Genomic DNA, 19,778 nt, shown 5'->3' with positions numbered 1-19,778 from the left:
CATTCTCCTCCTTCTCGAAGGAGGAGTATCCGAGGGGGGAGGTGGTAGGCAAAATAAAACGTTCCTTTATATAATCTTCCGCAGCAATCTTGCTCTCCCCATAAGGCCCTACCGGAGCAGGCACCACATCTTCAGTCAGCATATCACCCTCCACGCTGTCGGCAGCGGCTTTCACAGAACTGAAGAATACGAACTTCTTCGCGGACGATTCCAGAAAGAAATCAAATATCTTTTGGGTCAGTCCCGTATTGATATCAAAATATACCTGCGCGGCAGACCGGTTCTTCGTATCATGGGCTTTGCCAGCCAGATGGATAATGGCATCGAATTCAGGAAGATTCCGCACCGGAAAAGAAGCCGGTTCAATATCCTCCCAAGAGAAAGTCTTCACCACCCCCTCCTTTTCAGGAGCGACAATATCCAGCCCGTAAAGGGTATGACGTTCCTTTAGGGCAATAACAAGATTGGAACCCACAAAACCGTGGACTCCGGTGATTAGTATGTTCATAAGGATTCAACTATGTCTACATATTTTTGAGTTACCACATCCTTGGAATATAATCGTTTAATCACCTCCACACCATTTCGACCCAGTAAAGCCAGCTCGCTTTTTGAGACAGAATTCAGCCAATCCGCCATTTCTCCCACCTTTTCTTCCAAACTCTTTTCCGTAATCAATTTTGCACAGCCATGTTCCTGCAGGAAATTGATGATAGGCGTATTCTTTCCCGAGCAGACCAATAAAGGCCTACCACATGCCATGATTGTATAAACTTTGGAAGGGAATCCCTGCATCTCCATTTCGGGGTTCATGAAAATAAACTGGATGTCTGAATAGGCAAGAATGGACGGCATCAAACTTCTGGGCTGATAGGGCAAAATATGCACATTATCCAGCTCCAACTCACGTACTTTCTCCTCAAGAACGGGTTTCATGACTCCCTCACCGATTATAAAGTATTCAATGGAAGCCCCTTTCGTCTTTTCTGCCAGACTGATTAAAGGCTCCCAATCCTGGGCATAACCAATATTCCCGGCATAAAGCAATTTCAAAGAATCTGTGGCAGGAAAAAAAAGAGGATTCAGACATTCCACATTTCCACCCTGGGGATTATACAATCCTGTATCTACAAAATTAGGTATTATACAAAGCTTGGACTTATCCTTAAACCTTCCGGCTATTACATTATAAAAGACCCGGTCTATCGTCGTTACGGCCGTTGAGTTATTATAAACATAGCGTTCCATCCTACGTAACTGCTCTATAACAAGCCCTTCCTTCCGTTTCAATATGTCAGGATATATTTCCTGCACATTATAGATGGTTTTACATCCCTTGATTTTCGCCAGCCAAATGTTGATTACACCGATAGTCAAAGGAGGGGAAGGTGACAGTATGACATCTATATTTCTCTGGAACAAAGCAATCAGGAAAGAGACAATATGCCAATAGACAAATCCCAGGACGCGCAGAAAGGTATTTCTGAATTTCTTCTGGGGCACATGAAGGACTCTGATTCCATGAAAACAGCTTTCTTTACAAATCCCCCACACCTTCCATTTCAGAGGTTGTGCTGCCAGTTGCGGTTCCACAACATTGTAATGAGGCGTAGTTGTCAATACCAATACTTCATAACCGTTTTCCTGGAATTTCAGAGCAATATCATTATAAAGATAGGCTGTCGAAACTCCATCCGGACTGAAAATCAGGCTATGTATCAAAATTTTCTTAGGCATGTCCCACCATTATTTTCTCCAGACCATCTTGTTCACCACCCCCGTATAGCTCTGAATCAACTTCACAACCTTGGCCGAAACATTCTCATCCGTATAGTTGGGCACCGGCAGGCCATCGTCACCATTCCTATTCATCTCCACAGCAGTATCTACAGCCTGAAGCAAGGATTTCCCGTCAATGCCGGCAAGGACAAAGATACCCTTGTCAAGAGCCTCGGGACGCTCCGTACTGGTACGGATGCATACAGCAGGGAAAGGATGCCCCACCGAAGTGAAGAAACTGCTCTCCTCAGGCAAGGTACCGCTGTCGCTCACAACGGCGTATGCGTTCATCTGCAGGCAGTTGTAGTCGTGAAAGCCGAGCGGTTCATGCTGAATCACACGTCTGTCAAGTGCAAAGCCACTTGATTCCAGACGTTTCCTGCTACGGGGATGGCAACTGTAGAGTATGGGCATATCATACTTTTCCGCCATTGCGTTAACCGCCTTGAAAAGGGACAGGAAGTTCTTCTCCGTGTCAATGTTCTCTTCCCGGTGCGCGGAGAGCAGGATGTATTTCCCTTTCTGGAGATTCAATCTCTGATGAATGTCGCTGGACTCTATTTCCGTCAGGTTCTCATGCAGGACTTCCGCCATGGGCGAACCGGTTACGTATGTACGTTCTTTCGCCACGCCCGAAGCGTTCAGGTATCTGCGGGCATGCTCCGAATAGCAGAGGTTCACATCGGAAATGACGTCCACAATACGGCGGTTGGTCTCCTCAGGCAGGCACTCGTCAAAGCAGCGGTTGCCTGCCTCCATATGGAAGATGGGGATATGCAGACGTTTTGCGCCTATCACGCTCAGGCAGGAGTTCGTGTCTCCCAACACCAGCACGGCATCAGGTTTCACCTGCACCATCAGCTTGTAGCTGGCGTTGATAATATTACCCATCGTGGCACCGAGGTCATCACCGACGGCATCCATATACACATCGGGGTCTTTCAGCTTCAAGTCACGGAAGAAGACACCGTTCAGGTTATAGTCGTAATTCTGGCCGGTGTGGGCCAGAAGACAGTCAAAATAACTGCGGCATTTGTTGATGACAGCCGCCAGGCGGATGATTTCCGGACGGGTGCCCACTATAATCAGAAGTTTCAGTCTGCCGTTCTCCTGAAACCTGACTTGCGAATAATCCAATTTTATATCCATCTGTTCCTATATTCTTTAACTCGTTTCAGACTTTTTCAAAATAAGTGTCCGGACGTGCCGGGTCGAAACACTCGTTGCACCACATGAAGGTCACCAGGTCTTCCGTTTCCGAAAGGTTGACGATATTGTGCGTATAGCCGGGAATCATCTCCACGACCTCCATCCTCCCGCCGCTTACCTCGAAGCTGACAACCTCCTCCGTACCTATCTTGCGGAGCTGTATCAGACCGTGCCCGCTCACCACCACAAACTTCTCGTTCTTGGTATGGTGCCAGTGCTGGCCTTTCGTGACGCCCGGCTTGGAGACGTTCACCGAAAACTGCCCGCAGCCGGAAGTACGGATAATCTCTGTAAAACTACCGCGGTCGTCCACATTCATCTTCAGGGGATAGCTGAACCGTTCTTCAGGCAGGTATGAGAGATATGTGGAATAGAGTTTCTTTGTAAAGGCATCGCTCAAATCCGGGACGGACAGGGTACCGGGCATCTGCCTGAAAGACCTTATCAGTTCCACAATGCCGCCCAAGGTGATAGTATGAACCACGGGCACTTCGCAATAATCCCCGTTGCGGTGTTCCCTGCCGCTCAGGGCAGAGACAAGCTCGTCCACCACATCGTCTATGTAAACCAGGTTCATCACCACCGAAGGGTCGTTCACTTGGATGGGCAAGTCATGGGCGATGTTGTTGCAGAAAGTGGCCACCGCGCTGTTATAGTTGGGGCGGCACCATTTGCCGAAAACATTCGGGAAGCGGTACACCAGTACCTTTGCCCCCGTTTCCCTGGAGTACTCGAACAACAGTTGCTCTCCTGCCCGCTTCGACTCACCGTAAGGGTTGTCGAGTGCGGCCTGCGTGGAAGAGGAAATCATTACCGGACAGGTATTGCCGTGCTTCTTCAATGTATCAAGCAGCGTGGAGGCGAAGCCGAAGTTCCCTTTCATGAACTCAGACGCATCCTTGGGACGGTTCACGCCCGCCAGATTGAAGACAAAGTCGGCCTGTCTGCAATAGACATCCAGTTCCGCAGGGTCACTGTCCATGTCATACTCGTAAATGGCAAGTTCCTCACCTGCAATGCCGTAATTGCGGGCTTTCCCGTCACGGATGTTGTGCAGCTGGGATACAAGGTTCCGACCGACAAACCCTCGGGCGCCGGTCACTAAGATTTTCATAAACTAATGGGTTCTGTTTGTCACAGAAAAGAGAAGATATTCATAGTGAATGACAGAAATCATCCAAACCTATAAAACTTACTTTTGGGAAATTATATTGCTTCAATATATGAAAATGATGATCTTCCGTAACAATAAACTTGGCATTAGCCACAACTGCACAGTCCACAAACTTATTATCATCCGGATCTGATTTTATCAGATTGAAGTTATAATAAGGAGTAAAGAACAAAGTATAAGGGCTATTGAGAATGACATCAATCACCAGCTTAGCTATTTCCACACCTGCCAAACGTTCTAATATTTCCTCATATTCATTAAGAATTTCATCAGAAACGCATAACTGATTCGTTCCATCCAGAAAGCAATCCCAGATCTTACGGTACCTGCTTTTGGGAGAAATGCACTGTATCAGGCTATTTGTATCTAATACAATCCTATTCATCTCTTCGGAAGTGTGCGGACATCAATTTTTCTCAGTTCATCAAGTTTTTCTTGGTTTAAAACTCCCGAATCCCATAAGTCATTCAAGCGGTCATCTAACTTCTGAGAAAAATATTTGGTCAACACTTCTTTAACTTCATTCAATCGCTCCTCCGAACCATCAAAAGCAAACATCTTCAAAAGATGTTGCTGAACCGAATTTAATACTGTTGCTGCCATATTCTCAATTATTAGTTTCAATATGGCAAAGATAGTTTTTTTTTCTAAAGGAGCAATACATTCCCTCTTTCTTTCCTGTTGTATTATTCAAATTAAAGACTTATTCACTCTTGATTTCCGCGCTCTTCGCCTTTTCCTCCATCCCGAGGTCTTCGCGGATGAAGCGGAGTTTCAAAAGAAGCTTTTTCATGCCCTCCACATCCAGGCGGGCGGTGTTATGGCTGTGATAGTCCTCTATACGGGCAATATCCTCATTGCCTTCCGTGAAGAACTTGTCATAGTTCAGGTCACGGGTGTCGCAGGGAATGCGGTAGTAGTCACCCATGTCGACAGCCTTTGCCATCTCTTCGCGGGTTACCAGTGTCTCATACAGTTTCTCGCCGTGGCGCGTGCCGATGGTCTTCACCTCCGTTTCACCGTATTTCGGATCAACCTGCGCGTATGTTTCCTTCAAGGCCTGCGCCAGTACATCCAAGGTGGCGGCAGGAGCCTTCTGCACGAACAGGTCACCGTTATGGCCGTGCTCAAACGCATAGATTACCAGATCCACGGCATCGTCCAGCGTCATCATGAAGCGGGTCATGTTGGGGTCCGTTACCGTAATGGGCCTGCCGTTCTTTATCTGCTCCACCCACAAGGGAATTACAGAACCGCGGCTTGCCATCACATTGCCGTAACGGGTACAGCAGATGGTCGTACCGGCTTCCTCACCCAACGCACGGCCCTTGGCTATGGCAACCTTCTCCATCATGGCCTTGCTGATACCCATGGCATTGATGGGATAGGCAGCCTTGTCGGTAGAAAGCACCACCACATTCTTTACACCATGCGCTATGGCAGATTCCAGTACATTGTCCGTACCGATCACATTGGTCTGCACAGCCTGCAACGGGAAGAACTCGCAACTGGGAACCTGCTTCAAGGCGGCGGCAGAAAACACATAATCCACTCCCATCATGGCACCGTCCACAGACTGGCGGTCACGGACATTACCGATATAAAATTTCACCTTGGGATTCTGCAGGTGATGACGCATGTCATCCTGCTTCTTCTCGTCGCGACTGAAAATACGGATCTCCTTGATGTCGCTATCAAGGAAACGACGCAATACGGCGTTACCGAAGCTGCCGGTGCCTCCGGTTATCAAAAGGACTTTGTCTTTGAATACTGACATAAATATATCTTATAAAAAATAAATTATCTGTTTATTAATTCGAAGAATTTTCCCCAACTGCTTCCTTTAGGAGTCAGAGGCTCGAATGTGGGTGCTTCTTCACAGACGCGTGCTATCAAGTCTGCCCACTTTTGGCAATTTTTAGTTTTAGCAAACATCACGCCCTCATATCCATTTAGAACTTCATGCACATAATCCAAATCGGATGCAATAATAGGCAGCCCGAAAGCAGCAGCTTCCAATAACGGTAATCCAAACGTTTCGATAGTACTGGGAAAAAGTAAGCCTCGTGATGCTTTGTAGAATGACAGCAAATTCTCATGGCTCATTATCCCATCAAACACAAACTGTTCACTCACACCATATGCAACTATCAACTGTTCTAAAAGAGGATATCCTCCAATGGGTATAGTAAAATGTATACGAATCTTAGCAAATACTGACGGATTACTCTGACGCAATATGCGCACAGCTTCTACCAATGTCTTATGCTCCTTGTAAGGAAACGGAGTTGCCGGATAAATAAAATGAAGACAATCAGCAGATAGATTCGCAGCAATAATCTTATCCATTTCTATTTTTTCTACATCAGGAAACAAAACATGCACTCTATCTTCTGCAAATTTATATTTCTTGCAAAAACCTCGCTTAATAAATGGTATCTGTACTACAACATCCGTTTTATCATTCAGCGTACTACTTACAAAGAAAGGATAAATATGTTTATAAAGCCACATCATACACTCGTTCGCCTTTAAGAGATTCCATTTTCTAGAATAAAAAGGAAGTGACTGGTGGTAATATATCACTTGTTTACATTCTGTTACTGAACCGGTATTTTGTAATGAGACAATTACATCCGGAATAATATTTCGTTGCTTCAACCATCTCTTTAAACCACCATGTTCCCACACAATACGATGAAACCAACTATGATTATCATCAGGTATATAAGTTACACCATCAATTATAGGCTGTTCAACAGAAGAATCTACAAAAATAATCCAACGATGACTGCCTACATAGGACCGAAGATGAGCGATAAACTGATGATAAACAGTGAGTGCACCACTACTACGCAATGCAGAAGTATTTACTATAATTATTTTGTTGTAAGAAGAAAACATATACAATTTACACAAAGAATGCCACCTAAAAGCGATTTCTATTTAATGATTATAGCCTTAATATAGTTCCAGCCCAAAAATAGCCTACGCCGAATCCGGCTAAAAGGGCCTTGTCCCCTTTACGAATTATACCATCGTCTATAGCCTCCCGCAAAGCAATAGGAATACTGCTGGATACGGTATTACCAAACTGGGATAGGCAATAATAAAACCTATTCTGTTCTATTTTAAGTTTCTTTCTAAGAAAATTCAACATATATTTATTAGCTTGATGAAATACGAACTGGTTTATCATCTCTTTTTCCAATCCGTTATTTGCCAATGTAATGTTTACCAATGGAGGTACAATGTCTAATGTAAAAGTGAATATCTCACTACCATTCATATAAAGATAATCAGAAGAGATAGGATTGCCATTCTCATCAAATTCGATATCATTCTGCAGTTCGGGTATACGGCTTCCCCCCTGATTTCACAATCAAATTATTTGCCCCGTTTCCATCTGTTCCTAAACAAAACTCTCCGATTTGAGCAAATCCAGATGTACCTATCACCGTAGCGATAGCAGCATCTCCCAAAATAGTACGATCACCCTTATCTTTTGGATGTAGATATTTATTATAGGTTTCACCTGTTAGTAATAAAACATTAGAGGCAATACCTCTGACTATCAACCCCTTGGCAAGTGAAAAAACATATACATAACCGGAACAACCCAAGTTAAAATCCAATGCCCCTATATCCTTGCGCAATCCTAATTGATGCAGGACAATGCAAGCGGATGTCGGTAATTTATAGTCGGGGCTTTGCGTACAAAACAGTAGGATGCCCTTCCTGAGGAAAATACTCCTAACGGGAAGTACGGACCTTCCCCACGTACAGAACCAATTCGAACTGTTCCTCCACAAGGCAGATGTTCACGGAAAGTCCTCACCATCTTGCGGTCAAGAATACGACTGGGAACCTTGGAGAGGTCAGACAAATGCCGGATAGGAGTCCTGTTAATGCCCATCGTAGATAGGTTGCCAGACGATTGGAGTTGTTCCTTCAGCTTTGTATTCTCACGTTCCAGGGATTTACGCGATTCCTGTTCTTCCTTAAGAAGAGATTGCAACTCATTTAATTTTTCCAACATCTGGTTGGAGCGGGATAACTCTTTAGTCAAGTCCCCCAGAATCAGTTTCATCGCGTGGTTATCCAACTCAGCGGTCTCCAGACGTTCAATCAGGTATTCCACATACCGGTCTTTCATTTCATCGGACATATCATCACAGCGGTTAAAAGCACGACGCGAGAAGGTCTCCCGAGACAGAAACTCGCGTTTCTGAACTATAAACTGCGTAATCCGTCCGTATCCATATCTTATTCTTAACGATTTAATTACGGGATTCTCTAACAGGAGGACTACGTCCTTCCAGTCTATCCGGTAGGCAACCGCGTTACCTTCGTCATCTTTGATTATACACATAAACTGATAGCCCGAAACAAACTTTTTCTCGAAAAGAATATAGGAACGTTTTGGAGGATATGCAGACCATTGCTCAAGGTGAGCTCTACGCATATACGCACGGGAAGCACACTCAGACCTTTGCACGAATTCCGGTGGTTGTTCCCTGCATGGGGAGAAGGATTGTCCTTCTTGACAGGGTTTTCCATTAAAGGAGAAAACGGCACGGAATCCGATGGTGGAACCGAGGGAACACCCTCCACCTGAACTTCTACTATTTTTCTGCAGATATCCTTGTACCATTTATGAAACAAGGTTGTAAGGTACGTTATTCGTTGAGCAGAATGACTGAAGAGACACCCCATGAGGGGACGGCCTCCATTTGGTACTGAAAATAAAGCCTTTCAAAATCTTCGCTACTATACATAATTGTTGGATTTAATTGCCAACAAAGATAGAGATAGTATTTGGGAGCCCTAATTTGAGGGCTTACCGTTCATCCAATAGGTGGATATCAACATATGGTAGACAGCCAAAACATAAGCCATACAGTTACTACCGAAAAATAGCGAGTTTTTCCGCCCATAGGCAAGGGAGTGGATAAAACCACTCAACAACCGAGTTGTTGATACTGTAAGGAACATCTTTAAGGTCGAAATATTTAGAATGTAAACAAGACAACATTTTTAGACGCTTACGAAATATTACTCCTTATTTTCTCAAATGCAGAAATCTCAACACATTTCCAATTGTGTGCCTTAACCGTGCATAAGGAGTCTTGATAAAATATTTATAAGTAGAATCATAATCATGCTCTCTCATATAGCGATAAATGATATCCCGCTTTTTAGGACGTATAGAGGAAGTATGTAACTGAGTATTCCTACTCAACGCTTCTTGCCATTCTCTATGTTCTACATAAATTTCACCAACAGACAAATCATTAAAAAATTGTTTTCCCTTCTCACTATTCAAGAGTACTAAAGAGCAACCTTCTTTTGTATTATATCCAAAATATGACTTATCGCCTATTCCCCAAAAGTCTGCTATTGTAATATCACTTATACGTTCTGGTGTAGTATATAAGCAGTGGTAACAGGACTCTCTATGCAAATTTGAAGATAAGAATAATTCCATATACAAGTTCTCAGAAGGAAGCAATAGATGTCTCTCTTTTGTTTTCGCAATTTGAAGGGATGGGACTACGCTCCATCCCTTCAAATTGCGAAAACAAAATTTTTGAAAATCAGTCCTATTACAATGAAGTTTCTCTGCTAATTTTTCGAGATATAATTGAAAAGCATAATGTGAAGGAGTTCCATGACAAACCAAATCGACAGTTATCAATAAAGATGTATTTGTTTTACCTAGAAACCGCCGCAAGCCTGCAACTTGGCACGGTGTACCAGTATACAAAACTTTTACCCCTTCTACCAAATTTTTCTTTACCTCTTTATAAGTTTCTCTTGTATCGCTTTGTATATATTTAGATCCCCTTAATTGAGATAATCCCTCTTCATTATCAACCATCTTATGGTATACTATATAGTTATTGCCAAAAGCAGCACCATATACTTTACCTCCTTCAGACAAAACATGATTAGCCAAAACAGAGAACATTCCGCCAGAAGAACTTTGAGTTCTTATTTGTTGAGATTTTGCAACAACAGCAAGAGGATGATCCGCTTTATTGTATTTCTCTAAAGGGGTTATTATAGGACAAACCCTCTGACAAAGACCACATCCTACACATCTTTCATAATCCAACATAGGATAAAGGAAACCTTCTTCATCAGATTTCATCGAAATGGCACCCTTATTGCAAATATTGTAACAGGCGCCACAACCAGTACAATCAACCTTTTCACATAATTTTATCATAATTAGTACTCTATCTCCCTACCTTTTTATGAAATATCTATCTTCCAATATGGCTATCTTACTAAACCCAACAGCAATCGAAGCCAGCAGTTCATCACTACTTCTTTATTAAACCGTCTAGAAATTTCATAAGCATTCAAGCCCATATCAGATCTCATTTTTTCATTCTCAATTAATTGCTTAATACAATCTGCAAAAACACTGACATCACCATCTTCTACCAAAAAGCCATTTATACCATTTTCAATGACATCCGCAGGTCCACATTGGCAATTAAATGAAACTACAGGAAGACCACATGACATTGCCTCAAGAAGTACCATAGGAAGACCTTCATAATGAGAAGATAATAAAAGTCCTGAAGAAGTAAGATATTTATCATGTATATTAGAGACTGGTCTATTTATTATGATTGATTTTGATAGTCCATACCCATTTATCATTGCACATAAATCATCATAAAGTTCTCCACCACCATAAATTTCTAATTTCCAATCAGAATATTCTTTATTTACAATGCGCCATGCTTCAATCATCCTATCATAACCTTTTTGATAACTTAAACGGCCTACAGCTATAAAGCACTTCTGTGTCAAAGAGGCAAGAGTATTAGATACAGGTTCTATGAAGTTGGGGATAACATAAAGATTATCCAAATTTCCCCAATTTCTTTTATCTTCTTCTGTCAGACAAACAAAAGCATCAAATTTACTTAATCTTATTTTATCATACCTAGTAAGATATTTATCAATCAATTTCCAAATTCCATTCCGATTAAATTGAATCCTAAACCATCTTGAAAAATGAATTTCGGCCACTTTTTTACTACCATCTTTAATATCCGGAAGAAAGAATAATTCGTTTCCACAAGTGGAAATTACAACATCTGGTTTCTCTACATTTAATACATTTTTCAGATATCTCTTATGCAATCTATTTTTCTTATTTCTTCGAAAAAATTTCTTTACTACATTGTCTTTATTTGTTTCAGAATACATTATGTTCAAATCAATCCGTCGTACTCTTTCATCTATAGGGAAAAAATTAGGTCTATTATTCTGTTCAGTAGTCACAATAACAACATTATGCCCATTGCTTACAAACCAATTTGCTTTATCAATTACAATTCTCTCCATTCCTCCAGAATTAAACGTTCCGGCCAAGCAGTATAAAATTGTCATAAAATCACTTTTAAGAAATTGTTTTAATTTTCAATCTTACGGAATGAAGAATATACATAAGAAATAAACTCCAAACCATTACACGTGCACTAAAAAAGTACTCTGCCCTAGAAGCGTATACTGCAAATGCCATCATTATAGCATATGTAGTCATAGTGTATAAATTCAATTTGCCTCTCATCTTTAAGTAACAAGTAAATCTACCTAAAATCAGCATAAAAAAGATAACACCTACAACATCAAAGGAAAGATAAATATCTGATATAATAGTAGTGCCTGTCCCTGTTTCAGATGTAGTTCCAAGTATAGATTTAGTTATAATCATTGCTGAATTCGTTGTGTCGGGATCAATATTAAATATACTAAATACAATACCCTGAAGAAAAGGAATCACTCCAAGAATATAGGCCAGCATAGAACGGCCATAGGTTAGACCTTCACGCTCCACAATCTCTAAAGCCTCATAAAGATTACGATTATTAAGGACTAGATCCATTACAACATCTGCATAAGTTTCATGATTTTCTCCCCAATTTGAGCGATAAAGTACAATAAAAAACATCATCAAAATACCAATAAATGAAAGAAGGATTACTTGTTTTAAAGTAAAAGGCTTATAAAGATAAGAATATAGCCCTAATGTAATCAGTCCAATATTTATAATTTTACCTCTACTTCCTGAATATAATAAAAGTAAAAGAAACAATATTATATAGATAACCTGCAATTTAGGAAAGCTTTGCCATCTAATAGAATCCTGAGATAGACCATATGAATTATAAAACCATGCTATTATCATACAAAAGATACTGACATATGAAAGTAGAAAAAAATAATTATACAATCCACTTTGCATTTTACCTTCGCCTGCATACATACCGACAAGTTCTTGATATCCTCCAAGAGCTATAAAGAGAAATAGCGAAACAATACTTATAAAAAACAGAGGAATCGTATTAATTTTTTTATATACTGATTCCTCTAAAATTTTTTTAGGATTATAAAAAACACTTCCCAGCATATAGGAAGAAATACCCAAAAGCGATAATGACGTAGCTTGTGATATTAAATCCTCATCAAATTTAAATTTAAATATCCAAAATCGCTCAGGGTCTACCGGATATAAAAACACAGGATAAAAAAACATCACAAAGAAATATGCAATGAAAAAGAGTGTATCAAAATCCATATAATTTTGCTCTTGTTTACATGCAAAAAAGAAAAGTACAAAAACGAAATAAGAAAACATGCATGTAACATCAAATATATAATTATATCTGATAGGAGCATTAAAGTACAGAAGTAGGGAATAAACAAATATAATTACAAAAATAATCCGTTTATTATTCGCTATTAACTGTTTCATATTAAGTACACTACAAGATATATCCAATTCAAAAGGTTATTCAGATATATTATTCCTCAAATAACTTATTGTTTCTTCTCGATAACCGTTCAAAATTCCTTCTATTTTCTCAAAATTATCCTCTATATCTAAAATGCTATATAGAGCATCTGCTCTATTCACTTCATGCTTCTCCAAGCCTAAAGATATTAAAAGAAAATGTAGTTTATTTATGTTCGATGGTCTTACAAACGTTGCAAAACGCGAGTGAGTGATTATAGAAAATATAGTTCCATGAAAAGTATCTGTTACAATACATTCTGCAAACTTAAAAAATCTAAGGACATCAATTGGATTTGAAGGAAGTATTGCAGTATCACACCAATTATATCTACACATAATCGAGACTAACTTATAATTGTGTCTCGCTGCATAACACTTTATTACAGATATTTCATCTAAGTCTTTCAATCGCCCTTGATAGGTATAGACAATCATATATTTACCTCTTATAGGCCGTTCAGCCATTGAACCAATCTCTTTCTTATATCCGTATATCAGAACAGGATCCAAATGAAGCAACGCCTTCTTTCCTGTTAGTTTCAAGATAATATTTTTTGAATTTTCATCTCTAACAGAAATTGCTTTTAGGTTATTAAGATTATATGCAATCTCTTCTGCCACAGAATACTTATGCAAATCTTTTAATGTTGTATATCCAAACGAACCAGCATAGCTAAACACTCTTTTTGATTGTATCTTTGATTTATCTCCAAAGAGTTGGGTAGAGTATCCCCACAAACTCTCTTGACAACAATTAAAGACCTCATCACTCCCAATCACAACAGAATCAAATGTAGTATCTTTAGGCTTGTCTAACTCCAATATAGGCCAAGACTTTCTAATCGACCAATCCAACTTTCTATTAAAATAGAAGTCTTTCAAGCCAGAAATTATATTACCTTCTTTAACCAGTAATATTATTTTTTCGATATATCTTCTCCAAACGGCTTTAGTCTGTTCACCACAGACCAATGGGCGTCCAGGAATAATATCAATAAAACTTATATTACCTGCACCATTCTTTCTTAAAAGTTCTCTGAGAGCATACGCCTGCAAAAACGAGCCATAGTTTATGACACGCTGCATAGAAAGTATTCCTACTTTAGGTTTAGTCACTATTACTAATTTTACGTTGTTAGTACTTATTTTTAAGTATCTTCTTTATTAAATAGAAAGCTTAGATTAGAGTGTTTAGGAAAACTTACCTACTGATACTTATTAGAATTCAAAAACTTTTCAAGTTGGTTTATTACCAATGCTCTCTCCTTTTTATTTACACCTACTATTAGAATTAGCAAACCATTAATTATGAGCGAAATACAAACGATATAGAGTATTGAAATAAAGTCATCTGAAGTGGTCGGAAGGAAGATGATACACAAACAAGAAAGTAATGTCACAACAAATACCCTAACTAACACCTCTCTCATAAACCGAATAATCGGAAATGAAAACAATCTATTTAGATAGGTTATCCTTGCTACAAAAATCAGAACATTCATAACTACTTTAACAACAAGAACTATATCAGGCAAAAAGCCTAATTTCAGAAACAGATAACTGATAGGCAGATTAGATAAAATCATCACTCCCATCAACAACTGATAATTACGAATTTTCCCTGTTGCTTGTACTGAAATCCATAGAGGTCCCTGAATAGCATCGAGCAGCGAAAAAATCAGCATCAATCTACAAAAAGAAACAGCATAAGGAGGTACCTCTGTCAGCCACAAAGACAACACCTCTTCACAACATACATACAAGGGCATGCAAATTATAAATAGCAGAAAATACGAGTACTTGGAAGTATTAATAATTAAATCCATGAAATACTTCCTCTCTTGTGCTGCATAAGACTTTACTATTTGGGGTTTAAATGCAATCTGAAAATTGCCCACAAAGCTATATACGGCAGCATTTACCTGGCTTGCCACCCCAAACGCTGCATTTACCGTTACACCGAAAAAAATATTCATCAAGACATTCAGTCCTTGCGACGCAGCAGTGTTTGCCACCCCACCGAACAGACTCCAGCCTGAAAAACTTGCCAGCCTTTTGTAAAGACTCTTTTCCCAAAAGTAATCATATATACAGATAGGAAAAATCCTTTTACAATACAGATAATAACAGAGCGTGATAATTAAGACTACCCCAAACATCAAGGCAGCATAGCTAATCAACTTATCCCACGGAGATGCCGCCAACAGATAAACTATTGCCAATTTCGCTACCGCTTCTATCACACTGATGCGGGCAAAGAATCCCATCCGTTCATAAGAGATAATAGCCGCATTATACGGTGCCCTAATCATATTGGCGCAAGTTGTCAATATGGAGAATTGGTAAGTAACCAATACAGCAAACTCTCTTTCCGGAGGATACTTAATGTAATTGTACAAGAACCATAACCCAATAGTTTCAGCCAACAAAAATGTGATAACTACAATAAACAGATGGAGGGTCAAGCTTGCAGAAAATACCCGTGCGGCTTCTTGCTGATTATTTCTCCCTAACTCATAATTAAGAAATCGCTGGGTAGACGTCACCATTGAATCATTGATAAAAGCAAATAATACAACGATTCCGCCTATTACATTATAGATACCATAATCCTCTATTCCCAGAACTTCGAGTATTACACGCGAAGCATAGAGGATTACTGCCATCATAAAGAGCATCCTAATATACAGAAATATCGTATTCTTAGCGATACGCTTGTTACTAGAGATTGAAGTCATCAGGTAATAATTGAATCGGAATGTAAGCACTCAATTTAGGACATCCCCCTTTGAAAGGGCACATTTTCCTGTGCCCTAAAACTAGTTTTATTCGATCTCCTCCACCAGCGACGCATGCACAAACGTCGTCGCCACCGCCATCACCCCCTCGATGTTCACCACCACCCTCCTGTCGTGGCGCACACGCACAAACACCCCTTCCACTCCTTCGAAGATGCCGCCGGTGATGCGTACCCGTGTTCCTTGAGAGAGGTTCAGCTCGGTGGGTTCAAGATAGAGCACGGCCTGGTCGTAGGTGCCCGACACGGCGATGAAGCTGCGCATCTGCGAGTCCGGGATGACGATGGGCCGGCGGGTTTCGCGGTCCATGATATAGCGGACGGGGATGTTCATGCCGGGCCTGTTCTTTATCTCGTCCATGCGCTCGCGGGTGGAGCGGACGAAGACCAGGTTATGGACCGCGGGAACAAGCTTGCGCAGGCGGCGCTCCTTCCGCACGACATACTCATAGCGCATGGGGATATAGCTCTCGATGCCCTCGGCATCCAGAAAATCCTTGAAAAAAAGCTCACGGCTATAGGTGACACGCACTGCATACCAGTGCATTTCTGCATTCTCGTTCACGAAAAAATATGATTGGGGGACACCGGAGTAGCGAAGTACCTCCCGGTCAAGTAATGTAATGCGGTTACTTTAAATAGACTATGTGCATTCATTTTATTTCAAGACCCTCCACCATCTCGGAAGGAAGGCGACGAAATAGTTATATCCAAGCCGTCTTGCGACATGCTGCCGTAAACGGATGCTTATGAAAGATAAACACTTATGGCACGCTCCGTTTAATGAGCGCAAAGGTAATGCCAAGAAATGAAATTACAAAATTTTCCGACACATAAAATGTCGGAAGCCCTCGCGACGGCATTTATATGAATCAGCCCTCCACCAGATACCTCTCCACGTTCCTTGTCTCCTTGCTGAAGTTCACTCCTGCCTTCACCACGGCATCGGCACGGCCGCGGGCGCTGCGCACTTCCGTCTCGACGAACTGTCCCGGCAGGGTGAAGACCACATAGAAGATGGCTTGGTAATGACGCTCGGTATTGTCGCTCAGTTCGTAGGGAATGCCGGAAAAGCATTGCACGGCAGCTCATCATCCATTATGGAGAGGTACGCGCGCAGGCGCGTGATTCTCTTATTTTTTTTAAAGGAAGGGTGTGTTACATTATTCCTTGCAGGGTCATGTACCTCACCCTCCTCCCCCCCCTTCGACACACACGCACCGGGTGCCGCCGGCACGGTTCCCTGACACGAAGGAGCCGGATGCCCTCCGGAAGAATTCCGGACAGAAAAGACGTCCGCATTGCTTTATTTGTTAATTTTGCGTCCGGTTTGTTATCAAACCATAAATATATACCTTCAAAATAATAAAAAGAATGGGAAAAAAGTTCCAATTGAGGTGAAGCTCTTCCAAGGGAAAGGCTTCCAGGTGATTTACAGTAAAGAGAGTGAGGAATTGCAGCTGGCGATGGACTTTCTGTCGCAGGTGCGCAGGCACCTACGGGTGGAGTACAAAGACAGGAGAGCGTTTCTGACGCCTTTCGTGCACTTGCTGGCAGACCCCGGGAAGAAACACGGGATGAAAGGCGTCAGCCGACTGGCAAGGACACTGTATCTGCTGGTGGACTTCATGGATGCCGACGGCGGCACGAATACGCTGAACGCCAGATGCATCGAGTCCGAACTATACAGGCTCTACAACGAGCTGTATCCGGAAGCATGAGCCGGAACCAAGGAATCCAAATTGTAAAAAAACGGCTGTCCACCGCGGACGGCCGTTTTTGCTTCCTAAGGAAATAAACGGCATCTTTGCGCCGCCAATAGGGCAAACTTAATACAAATCGAATGGAAAACATTCCAGTGACCACCTACCGTGGTTTCAGCGCCGTCAGCGGGGAGACAACCTTCACGCAGGACATGGCCGACATAAAAAACGGCAAGCATGCCAAGTTAATCATCAAAATCGCCAGCCTCGTGGCACAGGGAAAGGTGGAGGAAGCCAACCGCGTCAAGAAGCAGCTTCCCTTCAGGACCCTCACGGCCAACTACCGGGAAAGGAGGCTCGCCCCGGGCATCGTCCGCTACAACCCCGTCATCACGCTCGACATCGACGACCTGGAAGAGGGACAGCTGGAGCAGACCCGGACCCTCGTCAACGGAGAACCGCACACCCTGGGCAGTTTCCTCTCCCCCAAAAGGCACGGCTACAAGCTGTTCGTCTTCATGCAGACGGAATACACCCGGCGCCTGTACGACCGTCTCCGGCAGGGCGAGGTGACCTACGCCACGCTCGAGGAGATACACCTGAAGCTGTACAACGCCGCCAAGGAGCACTACGAGGCCCTGCTCGGAGTAGAGGTGGACGGAAGCGGGAAGGACATCTCGCGAGGATACTTCATCTCCTTCGACCCGCATGCCTATGTCAACGCCGCACTGCTGGAACAGATGTCCCCGCTGCCGGCGCGCATCATCCCGCCGGAAAAAAGGGAAAGCGGCAAGAAGAAAACGCCTGACGGAACGGCACGTCCTATCCCTTCCGCTGCCGCCTCCGCCATGCCGCACGACGCAGAGCCTTGGGAGAAACTGATATTCGCCAAAGCCGTGACCGCCGTGAAGCGCACCACCAGGTTCCGGGCGGGAAACCGCGACAACTTCCTCTTCGCCCTGGGCAACAAATGCTACAGCAAGGGACTGGACGAGCAGACAGCCGTCAGGCTGGCCAAGAGAGAGTTCGGGCAGGAGTACCCCGACGTGGAGTCTCCCCTGCACAACGCCTACATCTATACCGACAAGACCAACGAAGCCGCCGCGAAGAAGGAGGAGAAAAAGCCCGTCATCAGCCAAGTGATGGATTTCCTCGGAGAGCACTACGGCATCCGCAGGAACCTCATCCTGGACCGCCTCGAATTCATGCCCTACGCCCCGCCCGAAGAGGCCCGGAAAGGATACCGCCCCATGCGCGGGAAGGACTACAACACCCTGTTCGTAGACCTGCAGATGGCCGGCATCTCCTGCTACCAGAATTTCCTCAGAGCCGTGATAGACTCCAACTACGCCAAGGAGTTCAACCCCTACACCGACTACCTGTACGCGCTTCCCCCCTGGGACGGGACGGACTACATCGCCCAACTTGCCGACACCCTGACGACCGAGAACCGGGAACTGTGGCAGGAGGGATTCAAACGATGGATGGTGGGCATGGTGGCCTGCGCGCTGAGCGACGAGGAGATGAACCAGCTCGTCATCATCCTCTACAGCGAGCAGGGAAAGGGAAAGAGCAGCTGGATACGCCACCTGCTGCCGCCCGAGTGGAAAGAGTACTTCTACAACGGCATGATAGACCCTTCCAACAAGGACGACGCCCGCCTGCTATCCACGCGCATCATCATCAACATGGAAGAGTTCGAGGGCGTGAGGCCCGGCGAGCTGGCGGCACTGAAGCGAATCATCGCGCAGGACAACGTGACGCAGCGCAAGGCCTACGACGTCGAAGCCTTCACCCTGCCCCGCCACTGCTCCTTCATCGGGAGCACCAACAACCGGCAGTGCCTGCAGGACATCGGCGGTAACCGGCGTTTCCTCCCCATCACCGTCACCGGCATAGACTACCGCACCCCGGTGAACCATCCCGGCATCTACGCCCAGGCGCTCGCCTTGCTGAAGGGCGGTTTCAGATACTGGTACGAGGGCGAGGAGATAGAACAGCTGAACAAGCACAACGAGCGGCACCGCATGAAAGACCCCGTGGAGGAGAACCTCTTCGTCTTCTTCCGCAAGCCGCTGCCCGAAGACCTGCAGGTAAAATGGCTCCCTGCCAGCGTGATACTGACCAAGCTCAGCATATTCGGGAAGGTGCAGGTGAACCCGCACACCCAGCTGGTACTGGTGCAGGCACTGGAAAAGTACGGATTCGGTACACGGACCAACGAGCAGGAGACGACCGAATATGAGGTAGTGGACATCCAGCTATATCAGTAACCGGCATTCGAGGAGAAGAGAA

The 19,778-nt window shown here is 43.3% G+C and carries 19 protein-coding genes and 2 pseudogenes; 2 read left to right on the top strand and 19 right to left on the bottom strand.

All coding sequences use genetic code 11. The features are described 5' to 3' along the window. From E5355_RS14765 to E5355_RS14680, 19 genes and pseudogenes are all read right to left on the bottom strand, one after another. Positions 1–508, bottom strand: a 508-nt coding sequence (locus E5355_RS14765; protein ID WP_136010946.1) for an NAD-dependent epimerase/dehydratase family protein, incomplete at its 3' end; no start/stop codon positions are given. Beyond that, complete coding sequence (locus E5355_RS14760) at positions 505–1,737, bottom strand: glycosyltransferase family 4 protein (RefSeq protein ID WP_136010945.1); 1,233 nt, start codon at positions 1,735–1,737, stop codon at positions 505–507. The genes E5355_RS14765 and E5355_RS14760, both read right to left, overlap by 4 nt. Before the next feature lie 9 nt (positions 1,738–1,746). Next, the gene (gene wecB, locus E5355_RS14755) at positions 1,747–2,928 is read right to left on the bottom strand and encodes a non-hydrolyzing UDP-N-acetylglucosamine 2-epimerase (RefSeq protein ID WP_136010944.1); all 1,182 of its coding nucleotides are present in this window, start codon (positions 2,926–2,928) and stop codon (positions 1,747–1,749) included. A gap of 25 nt (positions 2,929–2,953) precedes the next feature. Next, positions 2,954–4,102, bottom strand: a complete 1,149-nt coding sequence (locus E5355_RS14750; RefSeq protein ID WP_136010943.1) for a capsular polysaccharide biosynthesis protein CapF — start codon at positions 4,100–4,102, stop codon at positions 2,954–2,956. 40 nt (positions 4,103–4,142) lie between these two features. Further along, on the bottom strand, positions 4,143–4,547 hold the full coding sequence (locus tag E5355_RS14745) for a putative toxin-antitoxin system toxin component, PIN family (RefSeq protein ID WP_016273695.1): 405 nt from the start codon (positions 4,545–4,547) through the stop codon (positions 4,143–4,145). Further along, positions 4,544–4,765, bottom strand: a complete 222-nt coding sequence (locus E5355_RS14740) for a hypothetical protein (RefSeq protein ID WP_005829183.1) — start codon at positions 4,763–4,765, stop codon at positions 4,544–4,546. The genes E5355_RS14745 and E5355_RS14740 overlap by 4 nt, the downstream gene beginning before the upstream one ends. Positions 4,766–4,865: 100 nt before the next feature. Next, positions 4,866–5,939, bottom strand: a complete 1,074-nt coding sequence (locus tag E5355_RS14735) for a polysaccharide biosynthesis protein (RefSeq protein WP_136010942.1) — start codon at positions 5,937–5,939, stop codon at positions 4,866–4,868. A gap of 23 nt (positions 5,940–5,962) precedes the next feature. Beyond that, positions 5,963–7,066 (bottom strand): glycosyltransferase, encoded by a 1,104-nt coding sequence (locus tag E5355_RS14730; protein WP_136010941.1) that lies wholly within the window; start codon positions 7,064–7,066, stop codon positions 5,963–5,965. A 49-nt stretch (positions 7,067–7,115) separates the two neighbouring features. Continuing rightward, positions 7,116–7,361 carry a 3-oxoacyl-[acyl-carrier-protein] synthase III C-terminal domain-containing protein gene (locus tag E5355_RS20000; RefSeq protein WP_246866967.1) on the bottom strand — a complete coding sequence of 82 codons (246 nt, stop codon included), beginning with the start codon at positions 7,359–7,361 and terminating at the stop codon, positions 7,116–7,118. Between the two features lie 139 nt (positions 7,362–7,500). Beyond that, positions 7,501–7,818 carry a hypothetical protein gene (locus E5355_RS19995; RefSeq protein ID WP_246866966.1) on the bottom strand — a complete coding sequence of 106 codons (318 nt, stop codon included), beginning with the start codon at positions 7,816–7,818 and terminating at the stop codon, positions 7,501–7,503. 2 nt (positions 7,819–7,820) lie between these two features. Beyond that, positions 7,821–8,534 carry a hypothetical protein gene (locus E5355_RS14720; RefSeq protein WP_246866965.1) on the bottom strand — a complete coding sequence of 238 codons (714 nt, stop codon included), beginning with the start codon at positions 8,532–8,534 and terminating at the stop codon, positions 7,821–7,823. Further along, positions 8,525–8,940 (bottom strand): annotated as a pseudogene (locus tag E5355_RS19990) (hypothetical protein). Before E5355_RS19990 ends, E5355_RS14720 begins: the two are co-directional and overlap by 10 nt. A gap of 284 nt (positions 8,941–9,224) precedes the next feature. After that, positions 9,225–10,394, bottom strand: a complete 1,170-nt coding sequence (locus tag E5355_RS14710) for a Coenzyme F420 hydrogenase/dehydrogenase, beta subunit C-terminal domain (protein ID WP_136010940.1) — start codon at positions 10,392–10,394, stop codon at positions 9,225–9,227. A gap of 53 nt (positions 10,395–10,447) precedes the next feature. Then, positions 10,448–11,575, bottom strand: a complete 1,128-nt coding sequence (locus tag E5355_RS14705; protein ID WP_136010939.1) for a glycosyltransferase family 4 protein — start codon at positions 11,573–11,575, stop codon at positions 10,448–10,450. A gap of 10 nt (positions 11,576–11,585) precedes the next feature. Beyond that, the gene (locus tag E5355_RS14700) at positions 11,586–12,941 is read right to left on the bottom strand and encodes an O-antigen polymerase (RefSeq protein WP_136010938.1); all 1,356 of its coding nucleotides are present in this window, start codon (positions 12,939–12,941) and stop codon (positions 11,586–11,588) included. 36 nt (positions 12,942–12,977) lie between these two features. After that, positions 12,978–14,099 carry a polysaccharide pyruvyl transferase family protein gene (locus tag E5355_RS14695; RefSeq protein ID WP_136010937.1) on the bottom strand — a complete coding sequence of 374 codons (1,122 nt, stop codon included), beginning with the start codon at positions 14,097–14,099 and terminating at the stop codon, positions 12,978–12,980. A gap of 89 nt (positions 14,100–14,188) precedes the next feature. Beyond that, positions 14,189–15,652, bottom strand: coding sequence for a lipopolysaccharide biosynthesis protein (locus E5355_RS14690; protein ID WP_246866964.1), 1,464 nt, complete (start codon positions 15,650–15,652; stop codon positions 14,189–14,191). 156 nt (positions 15,653–15,808) lie between these two features. Further along, complete coding sequence (locus tag E5355_RS14685; protein ID WP_136010947.1) at positions 15,809–16,327, bottom strand: UpxY family transcription antiterminator; 519 nt, start codon at positions 16,325–16,327, stop codon at positions 15,809–15,811. Between the two features lie 325 nt (positions 16,328–16,652). Then, positions 16,653–16,853, bottom strand: a pseudogene (locus E5355_RS14680) (PD-(D/E)XK nuclease domain-containing protein); the annotation flags it as partial. 324 nt (positions 16,854–17,177) lie between these two features. Between E5355_RS14680 and E5355_RS14675 the strand changes: the two are divergent. Next, positions 17,178–17,501, top strand: coding sequence for a hypothetical protein (locus E5355_RS14675; protein WP_136010936.1), 324 nt, complete (start codon positions 17,178–17,180; stop codon positions 17,499–17,501). A 122-nt stretch (positions 17,502–17,623) separates the two neighbouring features. Next, positions 17,624–19,756, top strand: coding sequence for a VapE domain-containing protein (locus E5355_RS14670; protein WP_136010935.1), 2,133 nt, complete (start codon positions 17,624–17,626; stop codon positions 19,754–19,756). Positions 19,757–19,778 lie beyond the last annotated feature (22 nt).

The sequence above is a fragment of the Bacteroides muris (ex Afrizal et al. 2022) genome, from assembly GCF_004793475.1.
Taxonomy (GTDB): Bacteria; Bacteroidota; Bacteroidia; order Bacteroidales; family Bacteroidaceae; genus Bacteroides; species Bacteroides muris.
This window is presented reverse-complemented; position numbering and strand designations above follow the sequence as displayed.